Raw genomic sequence first — 20834 nt, forward strand, 5'->3', positions numbered from 1 at the left:
GCTCCCCACGCGGCTGCGGATCACCGCACTCTGCGCTGAAGAGGTTCACTCAGCTATGGCCCCAGCGTGTATCTACCTGTCCGGCTCTCTGCGCGGACAAGGCGGCACTTATGAACCCACCAACCGCCAATGGAGTTACACATTTTATGTCATCTGAGATGAACCGCCCGGCCGAAGCCGGTCAGCACCCCGAGCCCGCCGCTGCCGCCGCCCTCTCCCCCTCCTCCTCCTCCCATTCCGCCCCGCTTCAGCCGCAGACCCTGCGCGAAGCCGTGGGGCCCACCTACTTCCCCATCGCCCTGATCGCCCGTTTCCCCTACGCCATGATGGTGGTGGGCGTGCTGACCCTGGTGGTGGCCGCCCGCGACTCCATCAGCCTCGGTGGCCTGACATCTGCCATGGTGGGACTGGGCACCGCATGCTTCGGCCCGCTGATCGGCGCCGCCGCCGACCGCTGGGGCCAGCGTCCGGTGGTCTTGGCCGCCGGCGTGGCCAACAGCCTTGCGCTGCTGCTGCTTGCCTGGACCGCCTACAGCCCGTTGGGCTCCTGGTCCGTCCTTAGCGCTGCCTTCCTTATCGGCGCCAGTGCTCCGCAGGTGCCGCCCATGTCCCGCAGCCGACTGGTGGGCATCATCACCGGCCAGCTGCCTGCAGCACGTCAGCAGAAGACCCTCAACGGGACCATGGCCTATGAATCAGCAGTCGATGAGGTGGCCTTCGTCTTCGGCCCGCTGGTGGTGGGCCTGCTGGCTGCAGCCATGGGACCTGCCGCACCGATCATTGGTGCTGCGGTGCTGACTGCCATCTTCGTCACCTCCTTCGCACTGCACCGCACTTCCCGGGCGGTGCCGCACCACACAGAGCACGACGTCGCCCCCGCGCCTACCCGAGCACTGTTCTCCCCCGGCCTGCTGGTGGTACTGGTGGGCGTGCTGGGCATTGGGCTGGTCTTCGGCTCCACTCTGACCTCGCTGACCTCCTTTATGGATGATGCTGGCCACGCCGAGCGCGCCGGGCTGGCCTACAGCGCCATGGGTGTGGGCTCAGCGGCCTTCGCCCTAGGTGCCGCACTGTTCCCCACCGGATTCAGCTTGCGTGCCCGCTGGCTGACCTTTGCTGCGCTGATCCTGGTGGGCGCAGTGGGCATGCGGATCGCTGCCGCTGCGGCTGAGCCCCAGCTTCTGCTGCTGATGGTGGCGCTGCTGGTGATCGGTATCGGCATTGGCCCCACCCTGGTGACGGTCTTCAGCCTGGTGGCCCAGCGCAGCCCGCAGGGCCGCTCAGCCACGGCAATGTCCATGGCTACCACCGGCATTGTGGTGGGACAGTCAGCTGCCTCGGCGATCACCGGAGCGCTGGCGGAGAACTACGGCACGGCCGTGGCTGCGCTGGTTCCGCTTCTTGCCGCCGGTGTGATCCTGGTGGCCGCAGTGGTGAACTGGTTCCTCAGCCGCAGCCGGTAATCACGGCCTAGGCCGTTCAGCCTGTATCCACCTGGCACCGTCAGGATAAAAACAGGTCAGCGCCGCTGCTGACCTGTCAGGAGACGACTGATGAGTGACGCGGCAAGGAACCGCACTGCACGGAATCGCGCTGCACAGAACCGGGCTCCCCAGGACAACAGCGCTGCACAGAACCGGGCTGCACAGGATCGGGCTGCACAGAACAACCAGACCGCCCCCAGCGGTGCCCGGCAAGAATCCCATTCCGGCGCGCGGCGGGACTCGGCGGTGACGCAGATTCTGGGGCTGGCGGTGATGATCGCCGTACCGGTGCTGATCGGCTTCGGGGCCAGCCGACTGATCGCCGATGATACCGACGGCTGGTACGACAACGCCCAGACCCCGCCCTGGAACCCACCGGACTGGCTCTTCAGCCCGGTATGGTCCGCCCTCTATATAGTCATGGGTGTTGCCGCATGGCTCATCTGGCGGCAACGTCACCACGTCCGGGTCTGGCCAGCGCTGGTGGTCTATGCCGTCCAGCTGGTTCTCAACGGTGCGTGGTCGCCGTTGTTCTTCAGCGGCTACCCGCTGTGGGGGACGGCAGCGCTATGGGCAGCTTTTGCACTGATCCTGGTGCTGATCATCATGATCGGACTGACTATCCGCGCCTTCTGGCCCATCAGCCGCGCAGCGGGGGTCCTGCTGATCCCCTACCTGGCCTGGGTTCTCTACGCCTCCACACTGAACTTCTACATCGCCCTGATGAACTGAAGTCGTCCCTGGACAGCAGGCGGCACGCACTCGGCTGATACTCAGGTCCGCCTCACAGGATGGGAGCAGCGGCACCCGGACCTGCACCAGGCCGGCGCCAGAGACAACTGAAACAGGTCCGCGACGACGTCGGACCGTCTGCACCTTAAGACGAAGGAACTCCACCATGCGTTCGCTGTGGCTCGATACCCATCCTGTCAGTCCCTCTGCAGATGTCCTGACCCCAGGGGCACGCTATGACACCGTGGTAGCCGGAGCAGGGCTCACCGGGCTGACCACGGCGGTACTGCTGGCCCGGGCAGGTCATCAGGTGGCGGTGGTTGAGGCCCGCACTGTGGGTGCAGTGGCCACCGGCAACACCACCGCGAAAGTCTCGCTGCTGCAGGGCACCAACCTCTCCAGCATCCGCAGTCACCACTCCGATGAGGTGCTGCAGGCCTATGTGGAAGCCAACCGGGAGGGCCAGGCCTGGCTGCTGCGCCACCTGGAGGACAACGGGATCAGCTACCAGCGGCGGACTTCGCTGATCTACGCCAACGGCAAGCAGGGCATCAGCGCCTTGGAGAAGGAACTTCAGGCCGCCGAAGATGCCGGACTTCACGCCGTCTGGACCAATGACACCGAGCTGCCGCATCCGGTAGCCGGGGCCGTGTCCCTGGCGGAGCAGGCCCAGATCCACCCCACTGAGGTCCTCGATGCGCTGACCGTGGAGTTGAGGGAACGCGGCGGGGTCATCTTCGAAGGCGTGCGGGTCACTGATGCCACCAGCGACGACGACGCCCCCGTCCAGGTGCAGACCACCGCCGGAGACTTACACGCCGATCAGCTGGTCCTGGCCACCGGAGCCCCTGTGCTTGACCGCGGCGGGTACTTCGCCAAGCTCAAAGGCCACCGCTCCTATGCGATGGCGTTCAGAGTCCCGCAGGACCAGGACATCCCGATGGGCATGTACCTAAGCGTCGACTCCCCCAGCCGCAGCACCCGCACCGCCGATATCAACGGTGAGCAGCTGCTGCTGGTAGGCGGAAACGGCCACGTCGTCGGGCGCACCAGTGACCACCAGGGGGCGGTGGATGATCTGCGGGCCTGGACCACAGCGCACTTCCCCGGCGCGGAACTGACCCACAGCTGGTCCGCTCAGGACTACCGGCCGGCTGACTATGTGCCATTCTTCGGCAAGCTGCCCCGCGGCGGTGGGCACATCTACCTGGCCACCGGCTACAACAAATGGGGTATGACCAACGGTGTCGCCGCGGCGTTGGCGATCTCCAGCGAGATTCTCGGTGGCCATATGTCGTGGGCTCAGGTGCTCACCGAACGCTCTGCCACAGTCAGCGGGGTGCTCACCGGGGTCAAGGACAACCTCACCATCGGTGCCCGGATGGCCGGGGACTGGGCTTCTGCGGAGTTGCACTCCCTACCGGATGAGGCCCCAGAGGAAGGTCAGGGCGTCGTCGGCCGCGTTCACGGCAAACCGGTGGGTGTCTCCACGGTGAACGGCACCACACGGAAGGTCTCCGCGATCTGCCCGCATATGCATGGCGTGCTGAACTGGAATGATGCTGAATGCAGCTGGGACTGCCCGCTGCACGCCTCACGGTTCGCCGCGGACGGCACCCTGCTGGAGGGCCCGGCGGTCAGCAACCTGGAGACCGGAGACTAACGACGACGACGGCCGCCGTCAGTGCCTCCAGGTGAGCGGCTCAGCGGCCCAGGACATGCCGCAGCGCCTGTTCCAGACTCGGGTGACGGTAGCCGAAGCCGAGGCTGAGCGCCTTCTCTGCGCTGACGTCCTGATCAGCCAGCACCATCTCGCGGGTGCATTCTTTACCCAGCAGCAGCTGGGGCGCCAGGCTCGGCACTGGAAGCACCGCCGGGCGGCGCAGCACCGCTCCGAGTGTGCGGGCATAGTCGGCTCCGTTGATTGGGTGCGGTGCCACCGCGTTGACCGGACCGTGGGCGCGGGAGTCCAGGGTCAGGTGCACGATCAGTGAGGCAATGTCATCGAGGCTGATCCAGCTTAAGACCTGTCGGCGGCCCAGCGGCCCGCCCAGACCCGCGGCGAAGAGCGGCAGCTGACGCGCCAGCGCGCCACCGGAGGGGGACTGCACAATGCCGGTGCGCACGGTCACCACACGCACCCCTTCGCCGGCTGCGGCGTCGGCTTCCTTTTCCCACTGCTGACACACGCTGGCCAGAAAGTCAGTGCCGGCGGGATCCTCTTCATGCAGTGGAGTACGCGTGTGGGTGCGGTCAGCGCCGGTGGCACCGTACCAGCCGATGGCGGAACCACTGATCAGTGCCCGTCCCCGATCATCGGCCTGTTCCAGGCGGACCAGGGTTTCGGCCAGCAGTCGGGTGCCGCGGATCCGGGAGCGCTGGATTCTCTGCTTATGCTCCGGCGTGAACTTCGCCGCCAGCGGCTCCCCGGCCAGGTTGATCACCGCGTCGACTTCCGCCAGCGCCTCCGCATCAATGGTTCCGGCCTCGGGATCCCAGCGGATGGCGGTGTCGTCACTGGGTTGGCTATCACCGCGCTCGGCTGATCCTGCGGTTGACTCCGGGCGCACCAGTCGGCGCACCTCAATCCCAGCACCGCCCAGAAGCGCGCAGACCTGGGTGCCGATCATGCCGGTAGCCCCGGAGACAGCGACCACGTTGATGCGTGCGTGGGTGGAGTCCTCGTGAGGTTCCAGCCACGCCTGGGTATCGCTGCGCTCATGCCGCTGCTGGGTGGCCAGTGAACCGTGAGACTGGTGGAAGGCAAGGTCCTGGATGGTCTGGTGCTCCCGGAACGTGAAGATCCTCTCCAGTTCCTTCTCAAAACGCTGCTGGGTCATCTGACGGGCGGCTCGTGGCAGCCGTTTCAGCACCGGCAGCTCATAGCTGATCCGCTCTTTCAGCAGGGTTCCCTCACCGGAGTCTTCGAACCGTCGCTGGTGCCGCCAGGACTTCAGCGGTCCGGCAACCATGACATCGCTGAAGCCGCGGTCATGCTCGTAATCCTCATGGCGGGATCGCCAGGTCACCGCTGCCTGCGGGCTCATTGGAAGCAGGGTGCCCAGTAAATCGATACCGGCCTTGGCGCTGTTGCCCATCAGCCCCGGGGGATTCAGCGTGATCACAGATTCTGCGCCGTCCACCGGCCCTTCGGGCGGTTCCTGGACAACGCTGCCGGCAAAGGGTGGTTGCAGCCTGGTCAGCGCGCCCGGGCGGCAGTACCAGCTGAAGACGTCATGCCGGGCGAAAGGCAGATAGGTCTCGCGTTCAAATACCGGCATGTCATGCTCCTTCCCACCCGGGAAGTCCCGTCACAACACCCCGAGTGTTACTCACTACGCCGATGCGACAAGATGTGCTGCACCTATGCTGAATCTACTCGCCGCTGGCCTTTCGGGGTAGTCCCAGTACCGCAAGCGGTACTCGCCAGCGCAGTTTCAGCGCCAGAATCCGGATGATGAAGACCATCAAGGCGATGGCCACTGCCGCGAATCCGTCAAAGACTTCCCAATACAGTGCCGCAGTGGTCGCAGCTGCCCCGAGGAAAGCAGGAGCCGCGTAGACGCCGTCGGGATTAAAGATCTGCGGAACCTCATTGGCCACAATATCTCGCAGCGCCCCGCCGCCCACGGCGGTGATCACACCCAGCAGGGTGGCTGCCACCGGGTTCAGGCCTGCGGTATAGGCAATAGTGGAGCCCATCACACAGAACAGGGAGAGCCCGACGGCGTCAAACACCAGCAGGGTCCGGCGCAGTCGGTCCTCGCGGATCAGGTGGCAGAAGACAGCTAGTGCGGCGGCTGCCACCGGGATCAGATACAGCGGTGCGGCGAAGGCGGTGGGGACTCCCTGCCCGACGATGAGGTCACGGATGACGCCGCCGCCGAGACCGGCGAGCCCGGCCAGCAGCAGGGAGCCGACAATATCGAAGCCCTTCTTCGCCGCCAGCAGCGCCCCGGAGACTGCGAAGGCAAAGGTGCCGATCAGTTCAAGAGCCAGCAGTACCTGGGCTACTGTCATCTCTCTTCCTTCCAGCTCACGCCCGAGGCGTCACCGCATCCGGCACGCCGATGGCCGGGCCCCTGAAAACAGGAACCCGGCCATCGGCCTATCAGCTCAGACTCCGGTGATCCGGTGTCTGCCTGGTACTAGGTGAGCAAGACTCAGGCGTCTTCCTCGGTGTTGACCTGGTTGACCGAGGTGGTCTCCGCGGAGTCCTCCTCAACCACCGGGGCGAGGCTGAGCTTGCCGCGGTCGTCGATCTTGGTGATCTCCACCTGGACCTTCTGGCCCACGCCCAGGACATCCTCGACGTCGTCCACGCGCTTGCCGCCGTTGAGCTTGCGCAGCTCGGAGATGTGCAGCAGACCGTCCTTGCCCGGGGTCAGGGAGACGAAGGCGCCGAAGGTGGTCAGCTTCACCACGGTGCCGAGGTAGCGTTCGCCGACCTCAGGGACCTGCGGGTTAGCGATCGCGTTGATGGCTGCGCGAGCGGCCTCAGCGGAGTCACCGTCGGTGGCGCCGATCAGCACGGTGCCGTCATCTTCGATGGAGATGTCGGTGCCGGTGTCTTCCTGGATCTGGTTGATCATCTTGCCCTTGGGGCCGATGACCTCACCGATCTTGTCCACCGGGACCTTCACGGAGATGATGCGCGGCGCGGTGGCTGCCATCTCATCAGGTGTGTCGATGGCGGCGTTGAGCACGCTCAGGATGTGCAGACGAGCCTCACGTGCCTGCTTCAGCGCTGCGGTGAGCACCGAGGCCGGGATGCCGTCGAGCTTGGTGTCCAGCTGGATAGCGGTGATGAACTCGGAAGTTCCGGCCACCTTGAAGTCCATGTCGCCGAAGGCATCTTCGGCGCCGAGGATATCGGTCAGGGCTGCATAGCGGGTCTCGCCGTCGACCTCGTCAGAGACCAGACCCATGGCGATGCCGGCCACCGGTGCCTTCAGCGGCACACCTGCGTTGAGCAGGGACAGCGTGGAGGCGCAGACCGAGCCCATGGAGGTGGAGCCGTTGGAGCCCAGCGCCTCGGAGACCTGGCGGATCGCGTAGGGGAACTCCTCACGCGAGGGCAGCACCGGCACCATGGCGCGCTCAGCCAGAGCGCCGTGGCCGATCTCCCGGCGCTTCGGGGAACCCACACGACCGGTCTCACCCACGGAATAGGGCGGGAAGTTGTAGTTGTGCATGTAGCGCTTGGTGGTCTCTGGCGACAGGCTGTCGATGGTCTGCTCCATCTTCAGCATGTTCAGCGTGGTGACACCCATGATCTGGGTTTCGCCGCGCTCGAAGATGGCGGAGCCGTGCACGCGCGGCAGCACCTCGACCTCGGCGGTCAGCTGACGGATGTCAGTCAGGCCGCGGCCGTCAATGCGGACCTGGTCGCGCAGGATGCGCTGGCGGATGACCTGCTTGGTCACTGAGCCCAGTGCCTTGGCGATCTCGCCGCCGCGACCCTCGAACTCCTTGCCTTCACCGGCGAGCTCCTCGACCAGCTCAGCCTTCAGTTCGGCGTCAGCTGCCTCGCGGGACTGCTTATCGGCAATCTGGTAGATGTTGGACAGGCGCTCCTCGGCCTTGGCCTTCACGGCCTCCAGGACGTCGTCCTGGTAGTCCACGAAGAACGGAACCTCGATGGGCTCCTTGCCAACACGCTCAGCCAGGTTGGCCTGAGCCTCGCACAGCACCTTGATGAACGGCTTGGCGGCCTCCAGGCCCTCAGCCACAATCTCCTCGGTGGGAGCGGTCTTGCCCTGCTCCTTGATGAGCTTCCAGGAGTCGTCGGTGGCCTCAGCCTCGACCATCATCACCGCGATGTCATCGCCGACGATGCGACCGGCGACCACCATGTCGAACACAGCGGTCTGCAGCTGGGAGTGCTTGGGGAAGGCAACCCACTGGGCGCCGTTGCCGTCGTCGATCAGTGCCACACGCACACCGCCGATGGGGCCGGAGAACGGCAGACCCGAGAGCTGGGTGGACATGGATGCGGCGTTGATGGCCACGACGTCGTAGAGGTCATCGGGGTTGATGGAGAGCACGGTCTCCACCACCTGGACCTCGTTGCGGATGCCCTTCTTGAAGGCGGGGCGCAGCGGGCGGTCAATCAGGCGGGCAGCCAGGACGGCGTCAGTGGTGGGACGGCCTTCGCGGCGGAAGAAGCTGCCGGGGATGCGGCCGGCAGCGTACATGCGCTCCTCGACGTCCACGGTCAGCGGGAAGAAGTCAAAGCCCTCACGAGGGTGCTTGCCCACCGAAGTGGCCGAGAGCAGCGTGGTCTCCTCGTCAAAGGTGACCAGTGCGGAGCCGGCGGCCTGCTTAGCCAGACGGCCGGTCTCGAAACGGATAGTGGAGGTGCCGAAGCGACCGTTGTCGATCACAGCTTCGGAATAGTGAACCTCAGGTCCCTGCATTGGTAGGGATTCCTCTCATGTTGATTGCTGTTTCGCAGTACCCATGAGAGCGGTGTTGCCATATGTGACGGTCTTCGATCGAAGCCCACGGACGCGGGTGTCTCACGCCTTCCGGAGGCCACTACCGAGGACCGGACACAATGATCGGTGCTCTCATAGGCACTGTTCTTAGTCTCGCATACAAAACGGGCAGCCCCAATGTATGGAGCTGCCCGTTTCATGCTTGGTTTCAGCGTTTGACGCTGAAGCTTGTCCTTGACGGAATCAGCGGCGGATACCGAGGCGCTTGATCAGCGCACGGTAGCGCTCGATGTCCTTGGACTCGAGGTACTTAAGCAGACGACGACGGCGACCGACCAGGATCATCAGACCACGGCGGGTGTGGTGATCATGCTTGTGCATCTTCAGGTGCTCAGTCAGGTCGGTGATACGACGGGTCAGCACTGCCACCTGAACCTCGGGTGAACCAGTGTCACCCTCGTGAGTGGCGTACTCCTCGATGATCTGCTGCTTGACAGCGGGATCCAAAGCCATGGAAAAGCTCCTTATTCTTGTGCCGCGTTCAGAATCCGGGCTTTGCGTCCTCCGTTGATTCAACAGATTCGGCCAGGGACCGGTGCCGGCCACCGCGGACTGCAGCACAGCAACGATCAAGTCTACACCGCCGCAGCATCAGCAGGCCAGCGCGGGAGGTGCTGCAGGCCATGCCCGGGTGATGTACGACGGCGCGGCGGCTCCGCTATGGCCAGGCAGCCCAGTGGCCGCGCTCCCGTTCGGTCACGCATTACGACGGTATCTCAGGGCGAGTTCACCCGAAATCGGCCCAAACTAGCGTCAAAATGCGTGACCGTAGATCGAAGCGCGACCGCTCGTCCCCCTATGGATCGATTGGATCAGGCCGCGATGCCAGCGGACCTCTTACGGTGGCGCGGTTTGACCGCATCTTATGCGTTTAAGCGCCGTAGATATGGTCCAACTGCACCACCGAACGCAGACCTCACCGCTCACTTTCGCGTTCGCAGAATCAGCGCAGGCGGCAGGCAAGCCATGTGCCCAGATGCCCTACCTAAGGTGAGACGCAGTGCCGCCTAAACGGCTGAACTGACCGTTCGGACAATGTCATATGCCGCTGGCGCATGAACCTATGCACTTCGGGCCTTGGACGAGGTGACAGCCGACACCCTAGCGTGAGGTGTCGCACATTTCAGATAGGCATTTATTCCCCATATGACAAAACCACGCTTCACTGCCGCAGCCGCGGTCATCGCCTGCACCCTGGGCCTGACTGCCACCGGCTGCACCTACGGGCTGCAGGGCACCCCCGAGACCGGCAAGACCATGATCTTCGCCCTCGACCAGGCTGAGGACCATCCCAGCTACATCGCGCTGGAGGCTTTCTCCGATCGACTGGAGGACGCCACCGATGGCCGGTGGGATATCCGCGTCTACCCCAACGCTGCACTGGGCAATCAGCAGGAGACCGTCCAGCTGGTCAGCGAAGGATCGGTGGACATGGTGGTGGCGTCAGGAACGCTGCTGGAGAACCTCAACCGTGACTTCCGCACCCTGGCCCTGCCGCTGCTCTATGAGGACATCGATCACCAGATGGCGGTGCTCTCTGATGAAGAGATCCTCGGTGACCTGTTCACCAGCCTGGAGGAGCCCAATAATCTGACGGTGCTGGGCGGCTTCACCCAGGGTGAGCGGCATGTCTACACCAAGAACGGCCCCTTCACCGAGCCCGATGATCTCAATGGGCAGAAGATTCGAGTGCAGGAATCGGATCTGATGATCGACATGCTCTCGGCAATGGGCAGCAACCCTACTCCGCTGTCCTATGCCGAGGTCTACACCGCCATCCAGTCCGGAGTGCTCGACGGCGCCGAGAACAACCTCATCTCCTATATGACCACCGGCCACAACGTGGTGGCCCCGCATGTGGCGCTGACCGCTCATCAGGTGGGCACCGACTATGTGGTCATCAACTCCGAGGTCTTCACCGGCATGACCGAAGAGGACCGGCAGACCTTCCTCCAGGAGTGGCAGGCAACGGTGGATCACCACACCCAGATGTGGGTGGAGCTGACCGAGGAGGCCGCTGACGACGCCGAAGCCCAGGGCAGCACCTTCACCGAGGTCGACCAGCAGGCCTTCACGGACGGGCTTGCCGAGATGCTCGAGGACGAGCTGGCAGATCCCGAGGTGCGAGAGCTCTTCGACCGCATCCAGAACTACGAGGGCTGAACCCGTGATTTCGATACTGAACTCTGTGCTCAGGCCTGTCTGCGCCGGGCTTTTCGCCTTTCTGCTCATCGTCATGGTGTGGCAGGTTTTCGCCCGTCAAATACTCAACGACGCCCCCGCCTGGACAGGACCTGCTGCCCAGTACGCCTTCATCTGGCTGGTCTTCGCCGGAGCTGCGTGGATGTTCGCGGAGCGCGAGCACATCGCCATCGACTTCTTCACCAAGCTGCTGAAGATTGACCGCACCCGCAGCCTGGAGGTCTTCGTCAACCTGATGAGCTTCGCCTTCGCTGTGCTGCTGCTGATCTGGGGTGGTGTGCGTGCTGTGGAGATCACCTGGACCCAGGCCATTCCGGGGCTGCCCTTCTCCACCGGGCAGATGTTCCTGGTGGTGCCCATCAGCGGCGTCCTGATCGCGTTGATCTCGCTGCGTCACGCGGTGGAAGCCATCCGCACCGGTGAGACCGCCGGCGACAACGAATCGACGGAGGCCATCTGATGGATATTGCAGTTGTCTCAGGCCTGGTCCTGGTTGTCCTCATTGCGGTGCTGCTGTTGGCCCGAGTGCCGATCGCGGTGACTATCGGTCTGGCCGCATTCCTGGCCATTGCTGTGGTGATCGGCCTGGATTCGGCGACCTTCGTGGCCGCCCAGCGTCTCACTGCGGGAATGAACTCCACCACGCTGCTGGCGATCCCGCTGTTCATCCTGGCCGGCACCATCATGAACAACGGCGGTATTGCTCGCCGGCTGATCGACGCCGCTGAGGTCATGGTGGGCCGCATGCCCGGTTCCCTGGCGCAGACGAACGTGGTGGCCAACGGGCTCTTCGGCTCAGTCTCCGGTGCAGCTGTGGCCTCTGCTGCAGCAGTCGGAACCGTGATGAGCCCGCGGCAGAAGGAACAGGGCTACACCCCCGCCTTCGCCGCAGCGGTCAATGTGGCCTCAGCGCCTGCGGGCATGCTGATTCCGCCGAGCAATACGCTCATCATCTACTCACTTGTCTCCGGCACCTCGATCGCTGCGCTCTTCACCGCAGGCTACATTCCGGGCTTGCTGTGGATGCTCACCTGCGCCGTCGTCGTGTGGCTCTACACCCGGCGGGATCCGGAGCTGAAACAGAGCCTGAAGCTGAGCCTGCCGGTGGCTGTGGCCACACTGGCCCGGGCGCTGCCGGCGATCTTCATGGTGGTGGTGGTGATCGGCGGCATCCTTGTGGGCTTCTTCACCCCCACCGAATCAGCGGCGATCGCCGTGGTCTACAGCCTGCTGCTGTCGATGATCTACCGGTCCGTGCAGGTACGCGATATGCCGGAGATTCTGCTGACGGCCACTAAGACGACGGTCATTGTGCTGCTGCTGGTGGGCGTCTCCGCGGTGCTCAGCTGGGCCATGGCGATCTCCGGCATCCCTAGCGCGCTGGCGGATCTGATGCTCGGTCTGACCGACAGCCCTACAGTAATTCTGCTGATCATTATGGTGGCGCTGCTGATCATCGGCACTTTCTTGGATCCCACCCCGGCGATCCTGATCTTCGTGCCGATCCTGCTGCCGATTGTCACCGAGTTCGGCGTGGACCCCGTGCACTTCGGCATCATGGTCACCTTCAACCTCTCACTTGGCACCATCACACCGCCGGTGGGCGTGACCTTGTTCGTCGGCTCCAAGGTGGGCGATACTCCGATTGAGCCGCTGGTGCGCCGCCTGCTGCCGTTCTTCGCGGCACTGGTGGTCACGCTGCTGGTCATCGTCTTCATCCCGGAGCTTTCACTCTGGCTGCCCGGGGTCCTCGGGGCTGAATAGCCCAGCTAGGACAAAGTGTGCGAATAAGTCCGTGATGTCAGCGGACCTCTTACGGTGGCGCAGTTTGACCGCATCTCAAGCGCTTAGGCGCTGCAGATATAGTCCAACTGCGCCACCGAACGCAGATCTCCCCGCCTGCTCCACGTTCGCCACCTCAGCGCAGCCGGGCGGTATGCAGCGTGGTCAGATACGGCAGCTGCAGCTCCTGCCCTTGGCTGTGCCCCAGGTGCTCGAAGAGGTACCAGTTCAGGTTCTCCCGACGCCTAGCCCGCTGCGCGTCATCGGCGGCCAGCCAACTGCTCAGGGTGGTGGCCAGTCGCAGGATCTCCTCCGGGGTGATGCTGCGGCTGTGCCGAAACGTGTCAGTCTCCACTGGGCTGAAATGTGGGGCCTCCAGCCGAGGCTGCCACTGCGGGCGATAGACATCACCGGCGCGCATGATCCGGGTCAGCCGGTGCACCCAGGGATCGGATGTGTCCAGATAATTGCCCACCACGGCCACCGCCCCGCCGGGAACCAGAATCCGCCGCAGTTCGTCCTGGATCCGCTCGGGGTCGAACCAGTGCCACGCCTGGGCGGCGACGGCAACGTCGCAGCTGGCCGCGGCCAGTCCGGTGTCCTCTGCCGGTCGTTGATGGGTGAACAGTCGGCCCGAAAACGGGCCGTCGAACTCGCCGACAGCTGCAGTCTCAGCCGTATCGGCGGCCGTTTCCATCAGCACCTGCAGCATGGTCGCGCCGGGCTCCACCGCATGCACGTGGGCACCGGCAGCAAGCAGCTCGCGCGTCAGGATCCCTGAGCCTGCGCCAAGATCGGCAATCACCGGGGCCGAATGCGCTGAAGCCTCCGCTAGCTGCAGGATCGCGGTGACTGCTTGATGCGGATACCGCGGGCGGACGGCGTCGTACTCCCTTGCCTGGGTCAACGACTGGTTCTGGTCAAAGGCGGCACCCAGACGACGACGCCGCTGCGGGTCGGTGAGCAGATCCTGACCGACCGGCCGCTGCTTCGGCCTGTTAGGTACAGGCTGATTCGGCATATGCCCGGGCTCAGCGCCCGGGTCAGGGCTTTCAGTCACCGCAGCGCCTCAGGCATTACTGGGTGATCGGGGTCCCGGCAGTGCGCAGGATCTGGCGGGTCTGGTCCACATCCTCGCGCATCTGAGCGATCAGCTTCTCCACGCCCTCATAGGCGACCATTCCGCGCAGGCGCTGCACAAACTCCACGCGCATCCGCTGACCATAGAGGTTGAAGTCCTCCACGGAGTCCTGCTCGCGATCGATGACATGGGCTTCGACCACTCGTGCTACGCCCTCGAAGGTGGGGTTGGATCCCACGGAGATCGCCGCCGGCCAGCGCTGACCGTGGGTGTCGGTCAGCCATCCGGCGTAGACACCGTCTGCGGGGATCATCCCTTCGGAGTCCCGTGAGATATTCGCGGTGGGGAATCCCAGCTCACGGCCCCGGGCTTCTCCGTGAACCACCTCGCCCACCACCGCGTGGGGGCGGCCCAGCATCACTGCCGCAGCAGCCACATCCCCCTCAGCCAGGGCGGTACGGATGGCGGTGGATGAGCAGCGGGCGCTGAGCTGGCGCCCGTCGGGGCCGGTGGCATCAAAATCCTCAACACCGACGACGGCGAAGCCATTGGCCTGTCCCAGCTGGGTCATTGTGCTGAAGTCACCGGAGTTCCCCCGGCCGAAGCGCACATCGTGGCCGACCACCACAGCAGCGGCCTGCAGGGCTTGGACGAAGTACTTCTGCACGAACGCCTCGGCAGTGTGTGCGGCCAGCTCCGCGGTGTACTTCAGGACCAGGACAGCGTCGATACCGCTGCTCTCATCGCTGAAAGAGGCCAGTCGGCTGAGCTTCTCGTCAAGACCGGTCAGCAGCTCGGGCACTGCCTCAGGGCGGTGCAGAAACGCCGGATGCGGATCGAAGGTCACCACCACCGAGCGGACGCCGCGGCGGGCGGCCTCGCCGGTGAGCTGAGCCAGCACATGCTGGTGCCCCTGGTGGACGCCGTCGAAATTGCCGATGGTCACCGCGGTGGCACCCAGTCCGGGGGGAAGCTCCTCCAGGCCGTAGAAAATCTGCACGGAATTCATCCTACGTGTCACGCTGAGTCGGTGCTTTGGGGAGGGCGGCTCGTCTGCTCGACGGCGCTGTTCTTAGCGCGCACGGGCCGGTGGCGCAGCAGCCAGAACAGCCCAATGAACGGCAGAATCAGCGGGATATAGCCGTATCCCTCACCGAAGTGGCTCCAGACGGTGGCCCGGTTGAACAGCTCCGGGTCCAGGAACGTCCACAGCCCGACGCCGAGGACCCCGGCCATCTCCACCAGCACTGCGATAAGCGCCACCACCCACGCTCTCGCACTGGTGCGGGCCAACGCCAGGGTGGCCAGGATGTAGACACCGGCGGCGAATCCGGAGAGCAGGTAGGCCACCCGGGCGGTCTCGAAATCGGTGAGGATCTGATACAACGCCCGGGCGAAGCTGGATACTGCGAAGATGCCGTAGGCGGTGATGATGAGCATTCCGATGCCGCGATTGCGCGGGGTCAGCTCAGCTGAATCGGGGTCGCCGTCGAAGCCCGGTTCTACCGGAGGGAGGACGCGTTCGTCCTCGTTGGGCTGCCGGGACGCTGAATTCTCACTGCTCACAGGGCGCTCCCCCACCAGATCTCTTCCAATCGATACACCATCACAAACACCACAAGTCCCACAAAACTCATCACCAGGTTCGACCACCGGGTTTTATCGATGATCGCCCAGACGAAAACACCCACCGGCAGCAAGAGCGCGGTGAGAATATAGCCCCAGAACTCCCACGCCTCACCAGTGATGGAGGCTCCGGTGGCCTGCCGGATTCCGGCGTAGATCGAATAGACCACCAAGTAGAGCTCGACGGCGGCAAGGCTGATGATGCTGGAATCCGCCGGGTGGCTGCGCAGTGCGGTCATGGCCCAGCAGATAAGTGTGGAGAGAGCGCAGATCACGGTCCCGATGATGAACATCGTGGTCACGTGCGCCTCCTTGTTGCATTGGCCGACCCGGAATTGGGCCGCCCAAGATTCTACTCCTACCACTCGCGCGCTCAGTGCCCCGTGGTCTCGTTTTACCATGCGGTTTTCACAAAACCATCCCGGATACGGGGCGGTAATGTGAAAACTGGATGGTAAAGAGCATTCGCTACGCTGTGCTGCTCTGCTCAGCAGCGCTCAGCCGCTCCGCTGCCCTGTACTGTGCTGCCGCGCTGCGCTGCGCCGTCATCGTCACGGAGGGCTCAGTCTGCCTGCGCGAACACCAGCTCGGGCTTGGCCTGCATGGCTTTGGGTCCAGCCACCGCCGCTTTGGCTGCATCCGGCGACGACGACGCCCCCGGTTTGGCCGGGATATCCCGCAGCAGGGCGATGAGCTCACCGGCCGGGTCGAATGCTGCGGTGAGTCCCTCGCGGCGGGACTTCAGCACCGCAGGAGTGGGGGTGTCCTTGATGTCGGGCTTGGCCGGTGCGTCCTGCAACAGTGGTGCCGGGTAGGTGACCTCGGACTGGGCCGAGGCAGTGATGCGGCGTCCGTGGCGCAGATGCTCAGCTTCTTCAGCAGAGATCTGTCGGGCTGGGAAGAGCTGGGCGGCAGCCTCTGCCAGGCCGATATAGCCGAAGTCCTCCCCCAGCTGCTCCAGGGTCAGAGTCTGATCAATGCTGTAGGGACCCACGGCCGTCCGGCGCAGGGCGGTGAGGTGGCCGCCGGTCTCCAGCGCTTCACCGAGGTCACGTGCCAGAGCCCGCACATAGGTGCCGGAGGAGACCCGGACCTCAATATCGATATCAACGAGCTTTCCACCGTCAACGCGCCGGGTATCGAGCACATCAAAGCGGTGAACTGTGACCGGCCGGGAGTCCAGCTCCACGTCCTCGCCACTGCGCGCGCGGTCATAGGCGCGTCGGCCGTCGACTTTGATGGCGCTGACCGTGGAGGGCACTTGTTGGATCTCTCCCGTCAGCGCAGCGACAGCCTCAGCAATCCGTTCAGTTGTCACTGCATTGGCAAAGCGGGTGCTGAGGACCTCCCCCTCGGCGTCGTCGGTGGTGGTGGACTCCCCCAACCGCACAGTGGCGGTGTAAGTCTTGTCCACGCCCACTATGTGGGTCAGCAGTCGGGTGGCCCGGTTGATGCCCACTACCAGCACGCCGGTGGCCATGGGATCCAGTGTTCCGGCGTGGCCGACTTTGCGGGTGCCGGCGAGTTTGCGGATCTTGCCGACCACGTCATGGCTGGTCCAGCCGGCCGGCTTGTCCACCAGGACAAGACCGGAACCGACTTCCAGCTCTTCAGGCTTCTGCCGCTTGCCCAATCAGCGGTCCTCGTTCTCGGGCTCGCCCTGGCTGCGGTAGGCATCAGTAGCCAGCGGATCGGCATCCCCGCGCAGGTTACGGACGCGTTCATCCTCTTCGCGCGCCTTGCGCAGGATGTCTTCCAGATGTGCGGCGGACTCCGGAATTTCATCGGCGATGAACTCCAGGGTGGGGGTCAGCCGGATGCTCAGCTGGCGGCCCACTTCGTGACGCAGCGCGCCCTGGTTGGCGGCGAGCACCTCTTCGGCACCGGCCTTGGCGGCGTCGTCTTCGGCCAGCACCGTGTAGTAGATGGTGGCGTGCTGTAAATCATTGGTGACGCGAGCGTCGGTGATGGTGATCATCTCCGCGCGTTCGTCCTTGACCCGACGGCGAAGGGCCTCGGCCACAATCACCTTGATGCGTGCGGCCAGTCGTGATGCGCGTGCTGGATCTGCCATGGTGCGCTCCTTTCGTCAGCGTCTGTTCTCAGCCTAGAACACGTTCGGGGACCGCATGTAGCGATCCCCGAACGTGGTGAAGGCGAATATCTCTAGGTGAAGGTCCCGGCGGAGGCCACGCGGGCGGATCTCCGCCACCCTCATACTGGCGGCGCAGCCAGAACACCACGACCAGAAGTGAGTGGTCACTTTGTCCGCTAAACCGCCGTATTCAGCCGATTATGACGGACAAAGTGACCACTCGACCTAGTAGGACCGCAGGCGGGGTTTCTCCCGCCCGCGGGACCAGCTTTAGGTGTGAAGTCCGGCGTGAGCCGAGAGCCGAGCGCGGCGTGCACGCGCCGGCGGGACCAGCTAGGTACGCGGGATTTCGCGCATCTCCCAGGTCTCAATGATGTCGCCTTCGCGGATGTCGTTGAAGGAGCCCAGGCCGATACCACATTCGAAGCCCTCGCGGACCTCGGTGGCGTCGTCCTTGAAGCGACGCAGCGACTCGATAGTGAGGTTCTCGCCCACCACGTTGCCGTCGCGCACCAGGCGTGCCTTGGCGTTGCGGCGGATGACACCGGAGCGCACGATCGAACCTGCGATGTTGCCGAACTTGGAGGAACGGAAGACTTCGCGGATCTCCGCGGAGCCCAGCTCAACCTCCTCGTACTCCGGCTTCAGCATGCCCTTCAACGCGGCCTCGATGTCATCGATGGCTGCGTAGATGACCGAGTAGAAGCGCATGTCCACGCCCTCGCGCTCGGCGAGGTCGGTGACCCGCTCCGCCGGCCGGACGTTGAAGCCGATGATGACGGCATTGTCCACGGTGGCCAGGTTGACGTCGTTCTGGGTGATGGCGCCGACGCCGCGGTGGATGACGCGCAGCTGCACGTCGTCGCCCACGTCGATCTTCAGCAGTGCATCTTCCAGGGCCTCCACAGCACCGGAGACGTCGCCCTTGAGGATGAGGTTGAGGGTGTCGATCTTGCCCTCGGCCACAGCCTGGTCGAAGTCCTCCAGAGTGATGCGCTTGCGACGCTTGGCCAGCTGAGCGTTGCGCTCCACAGCTTCACGCTTTTCAGCGATCTGGCGTGCGGTGCGATCATCCGGGGTGACCAGGAAGCTGTCACCGGCGCGTGGCACGGTGGACAGACCCAGGACCTGAACCGGACGGGAAGGCTCTGCGTACTCCACAGTGTCGCCGTTCTCATCGAACATGGCGCGCACACGGCCGAAAGCAGTGCCGGCCACCATATTGTCGCCGACCTTCAGGGTGCCCGACTGCACCAGGACGGTGGCCACAGGACCGCGGCCCTTATCCAGGTTGGCCTCGATGGCCACACCGCGGGCTTCCTTATCCGGGTTGGCCTTCAACTCCAGAGCAGCGTCAGAGGTCAGCAGGACAGCTTCCAGCAGCGCATCGATGTTGACGTTGTTCCGCGCCGAGACGTCCACGAACATCGTGTCGCCACCGTATTCCTCGGGAACCAGTTCGTATTCGGTGAGCTGACCGCGGATCTTATCCGGGGTCGCGCCTTCCTTATCGATCTTGTTCACCGCGACGACGACGGGCACGTTGGCCGCCTTGGCGTGGTTGAGCGCCTCGATGGTCTGTGGCATCACGCCGTCGTCGGCTGCCACCACCAGCACGGCAATATCGGTGACCTTGGCACCACGGGCACGCATAGCGGTGAACGCCTCGTGACCGGGGGTATCGATGAAGGTCAGCGCACGCTCTTCACCCTCATGCGGCACATGGACCTGGTAGGCGCCGATGTGCTGGGTGATGCCGCCGTGCTCGCCGGAGGTGACATCCGAGTTGCGGACGGCATCCAGCAGGCGGGTCTTACCGTGGTCGACGTGACCCATGACAGTGACCACCGGAGGACGCGGGAACAGGTCCTCTTCGGACTCTGCTGCGGCCTCGTCCTCGAGGTTGATGTCGAAGGTCTCCAGCAGTTCGCGGTCCTCGTCCTCCGGGGACACGATCTGCACCTGGTAGCCCAGCTCTTCACCGAGCAGCGCGAAGGTCTCCTCGTCCAGGGACTGGTTGGCAGTAGCCATTTCACCGAGCTTCATCAGCACGGTGATCAGCGCTGCCGGCTCTGCGCCGATCTTCTCAGCGAAGTCTGCCAGGGAGGAGCCGCGGCGCAGCCGCAGAACGGTAGTGCCGTCACCCTTGGGGACGCGCACACCGCCGATCTCGCGAGTGTGCTTCTGCTCCAGCTCCTGGCGCTTGGCGCGCTTGGACTTACGAGCCTTGGACTTGGAGCCTCCACGACCGAAGGCACCTGCAGCGCCGCCGCGGCCACGACCGCCGCCGCCACCGGGACGACCGCCGCCGGGACGGGCAGGACCGCCGCCTGGGCCGCCGCGACCTGGTGCTGGTGCCGGAGCCTGGCCCGGCATCATCGAGGGCTTAGGTGCTCCTGGACGTGGACCGGGACGGCCTTCAGAAGCGCCCGGGCGGGGAGCACCGGAACGCTGGCCTGCACCTGCACCTGCACCGCCGCCTGGGCGCGGTGCGCCTGGACGCGGGCCGCCGGTGCGTTCACCGGAGCGCATGCCCTGACGGGGCGCGAACGGGTTGTTGCCCGGACGCGGACCACCGGGACGGGGGCCGCCAGGACGCGGGCCGCCGCCGGAAGCGCCACCGGAGGAGCCTCCGGAACGCTGCGACTGCTGGCCGACGCCGAAGGGGTTGTTCCCCGGACGCGGACCACCGGGCTTGGCGCCGGGACGCGGTGCCGCGGACTTCGGTGAAGGAGCCTTCGGCGCCGGGGCTTTCGGTGCCGGAGGCTTGGGTGCACCGGTGTTCTCCGCAGGAGCGGAAGGAGCATCGGTCTCAGCTGAGTCCGAACCCTGGGCAGCCGCGGGCTTCGCAGCCGGAGGCTTCGGAGCAGAATCGGTGGACTCCGGAGCTGCCGGGGCGGCGTCGGAGGTCTTCTCGGCCTGCGGAGCCGCAGGGGTCTCCTGCTTTGCCGCGGGCTTGGGGGCAGGCTTCGGAGCGGGCTTAGGTGCCGGCTTCGGCGCAGAGGACTCTGCTTTGTTGTCTGCCTGGGGGAATGCCTGGCGAAGCTTCTTCGCAACGGGGGGCTCAACAGTTGAGGAGGGCGACTTTACGAATTCGCCCATTTCCTGGAGCTTTGCAAGTGCTTCTTTAGAGGTAATGCCGAGCTCTTTGGCGAGCTCATGTACGCGGGCCTTGGCCACTGTTCTCCTTGTCTGGCCCGCGCGATGCCCCACTGAATCAGCGGGGCTGATGTCAGCGGCTCATCGGATCAGGCCGTGATACGTGCTTGATTCCGTGACGGAGTTGCCGAGAGTGTTCATCACTGGCTGCTCATCCGTCGGTGCTCATCGGG

The 20834-nt window shown here is 64.7% G+C and carries 17 protein-coding genes; 6 read left to right on the forward strand and 11 right to left on the reverse strand.

The window, feature by feature from the left end; translation table 11 throughout:
• Positions 1-146: 146 nt before the first annotated feature.
• The 3 genes from ABEA23_RS00085 to ABEA23_RS00095 all read left to right on the forward strand — a co-directional run bounded on the left by ABEA23_RS00085 (position 147) and on the right by ABEA23_RS00095 (position 3879).
• Positions 147-1463 (forward strand): MFS transporter, encoded by a 1317-nt coding sequence (locus tag ABEA23_RS00085; RefSeq protein ID WP_345476114.1) that lies wholly within the window; start codon positions 147-149, stop codon positions 1461-1463.
• Between the two features lie 90 nt (positions 1464-1553).
• Positions 1554-2216, forward strand: coding sequence for a TspO/MBR family protein (locus tag ABEA23_RS00090; RefSeq protein ID WP_345476115.1), 663 nt, complete (start codon positions 1554-1556; stop codon positions 2214-2216).
• A gap of 166 nt (positions 2217-2382) precedes the next feature.
• Positions 2383-3879 (forward strand): FAD-dependent oxidoreductase, encoded by a 1497-nt coding sequence (locus ABEA23_RS00095; protein ID WP_345476116.1) that lies wholly within the window; start codon positions 2383-2385, stop codon positions 3877-3879.
• 40 nt (positions 3880-3919) lie between these two features.
• Here the strand turns inward: ABEA23_RS00095 and ABEA23_RS00100 are convergent, their stop codons facing one another.
• From ABEA23_RS00100 to rpsO, 4 genes are all read right to left on the reverse strand, one after another.
• The gene (locus ABEA23_RS00100; protein ID WP_345476117.1) at positions 3920-5497 is read right to left on the reverse strand and encodes a TIGR01777 family oxidoreductase; all 1578 of its coding nucleotides are present in this window, start codon (positions 5495-5497) and stop codon (positions 3920-3922) included.
• Between the two features lie 94 nt (positions 5498-5591).
• Complete coding sequence (locus tag ABEA23_RS00105; protein ID WP_345476118.1) at positions 5592-6236, reverse strand: trimeric intracellular cation channel family protein; 645 nt, start codon at positions 6234-6236, stop codon at positions 5592-5594.
• 143 nt (positions 6237-6379) lie between these two features.
• Positions 6380-8635, reverse strand: coding sequence for a polyribonucleotide nucleotidyltransferase (locus ABEA23_RS00110; protein WP_345476119.1), 2256 nt, complete (start codon positions 8633-8635; stop codon positions 6380-6382).
• Positions 8636-8899: 264 nt separating this feature from the next.
• Entirely contained in the window at positions 8900-9169 is a 270-nt protein-coding gene (rpsO, locus tag ABEA23_RS00115) for a 30S ribosomal protein S15 (protein ID WP_260072155.1), read from the reverse strand.
• Positions 9170-9862: 693 nt separating this feature from the next.
• On the opposite strand from rpsO, the gene ABEA23_RS00120 reads away from it, so the two are divergent.
• The 3 genes from ABEA23_RS00120 to ABEA23_RS00130 are packed head-to-tail and all read left to right on the forward strand — an operon-like array spanning position 9863 to position 12682.
• The gene (locus ABEA23_RS00120) at positions 9863-10879 is read left to right on the forward strand and encodes a TRAP transporter substrate-binding protein (protein ID WP_345476120.1); all 1017 of its coding nucleotides are present in this window, start codon (positions 9863-9865) and stop codon (positions 10877-10879) included.
• A gap of 25 nt (positions 10880-10904) precedes the next feature.
• Entirely contained in the window at positions 10905-11378 is a 474-nt protein-coding gene (locus ABEA23_RS00125) for a TRAP transporter small permease (protein WP_345476121.1), read from the forward strand.
• On the forward strand, positions 11378-12682 hold the full coding sequence (locus tag ABEA23_RS00130) for a TRAP transporter large permease (RefSeq protein ID WP_345476122.1): 1305 nt from the start codon (positions 11378-11380) through the stop codon (positions 12680-12682). The genes ABEA23_RS00125 and ABEA23_RS00130 overlap by 1 nt, the downstream gene beginning before the upstream one ends.
• A 154-nt stretch (positions 12683-12836) precedes the next feature.
• Here the strand turns inward: ABEA23_RS00130 and ABEA23_RS00135 are convergent, their stop codons facing one another.
• From ABEA23_RS00135 to infB, 7 genes are all read right to left on the reverse strand, one after another.
• Positions 12837-13760: a class I SAM-dependent methyltransferase gene (locus ABEA23_RS00135; RefSeq protein ID WP_345476123.1), complete on the reverse strand. Its 924-nt coding sequence runs from the start codon at positions 13758-13760 to the stop codon at positions 12837-12839.
• 16 nt (positions 13761-13776) lie between these two features.
• Positions 13777-14790 (reverse strand): bifunctional riboflavin kinase/FAD synthetase, encoded by a 1014-nt coding sequence (locus ABEA23_RS00140; RefSeq protein WP_425577071.1) that lies wholly within the window; start codon positions 14788-14790, stop codon positions 13777-13779.
• An 8-nt stretch (positions 14791-14798) separates the two neighbouring features.
• Entirely contained in the window at positions 14799-15347 is a 549-nt protein-coding gene (locus ABEA23_RS00145) for a hypothetical protein (protein WP_345476125.1), read from the reverse strand.
• Positions 15344-15700 (reverse strand): hypothetical protein, encoded by a 357-nt coding sequence (locus ABEA23_RS00150; RefSeq protein ID WP_345476356.1) that lies wholly within the window; start codon positions 15698-15700, stop codon positions 15344-15346. Before ABEA23_RS00150 ends, ABEA23_RS00145 begins: the two co-directional genes overlap by 4 nt.
• A gap of 269 nt (positions 15701-15969) precedes the next feature.
• The gene (truB, locus tag ABEA23_RS00155; protein ID WP_345476126.1) at positions 15970-17040 is read right to left on the reverse strand and encodes a tRNA pseudouridine(55) synthase TruB; all 1071 of its coding nucleotides are present in this window, start codon (positions 17038-17040) and stop codon (positions 15970-15972) included.
• A complete protein-coding gene (rbfA, locus tag ABEA23_RS00160; protein ID WP_345476127.1) occupies positions 17041-17481 on the reverse strand; it encodes a 30S ribosome-binding factor RbfA in 441 nt (146 codons plus the stop codon).
• A 354-nt stretch (positions 17482-17835) separates the two neighbouring features.
• Positions 17836-20682: a translation initiation factor IF-2 gene (gene infB / locus ABEA23_RS00165; RefSeq protein WP_345476128.1), complete on the reverse strand. Its 2847-nt coding sequence runs from the start codon at positions 20680-20682 to the stop codon at positions 17836-17838.
• Positions 20683-20834: the final 152 nt, after the last annotated feature.

The sequence above is a fragment of the Nesterenkonia rhizosphaerae genome, assembly GCF_039544555.1.
Taxonomy (GTDB): Bacteria; Actinomycetota; Actinomycetes; order Actinomycetales; family Micrococcaceae; genus Nesterenkonia; species Nesterenkonia rhizosphaerae.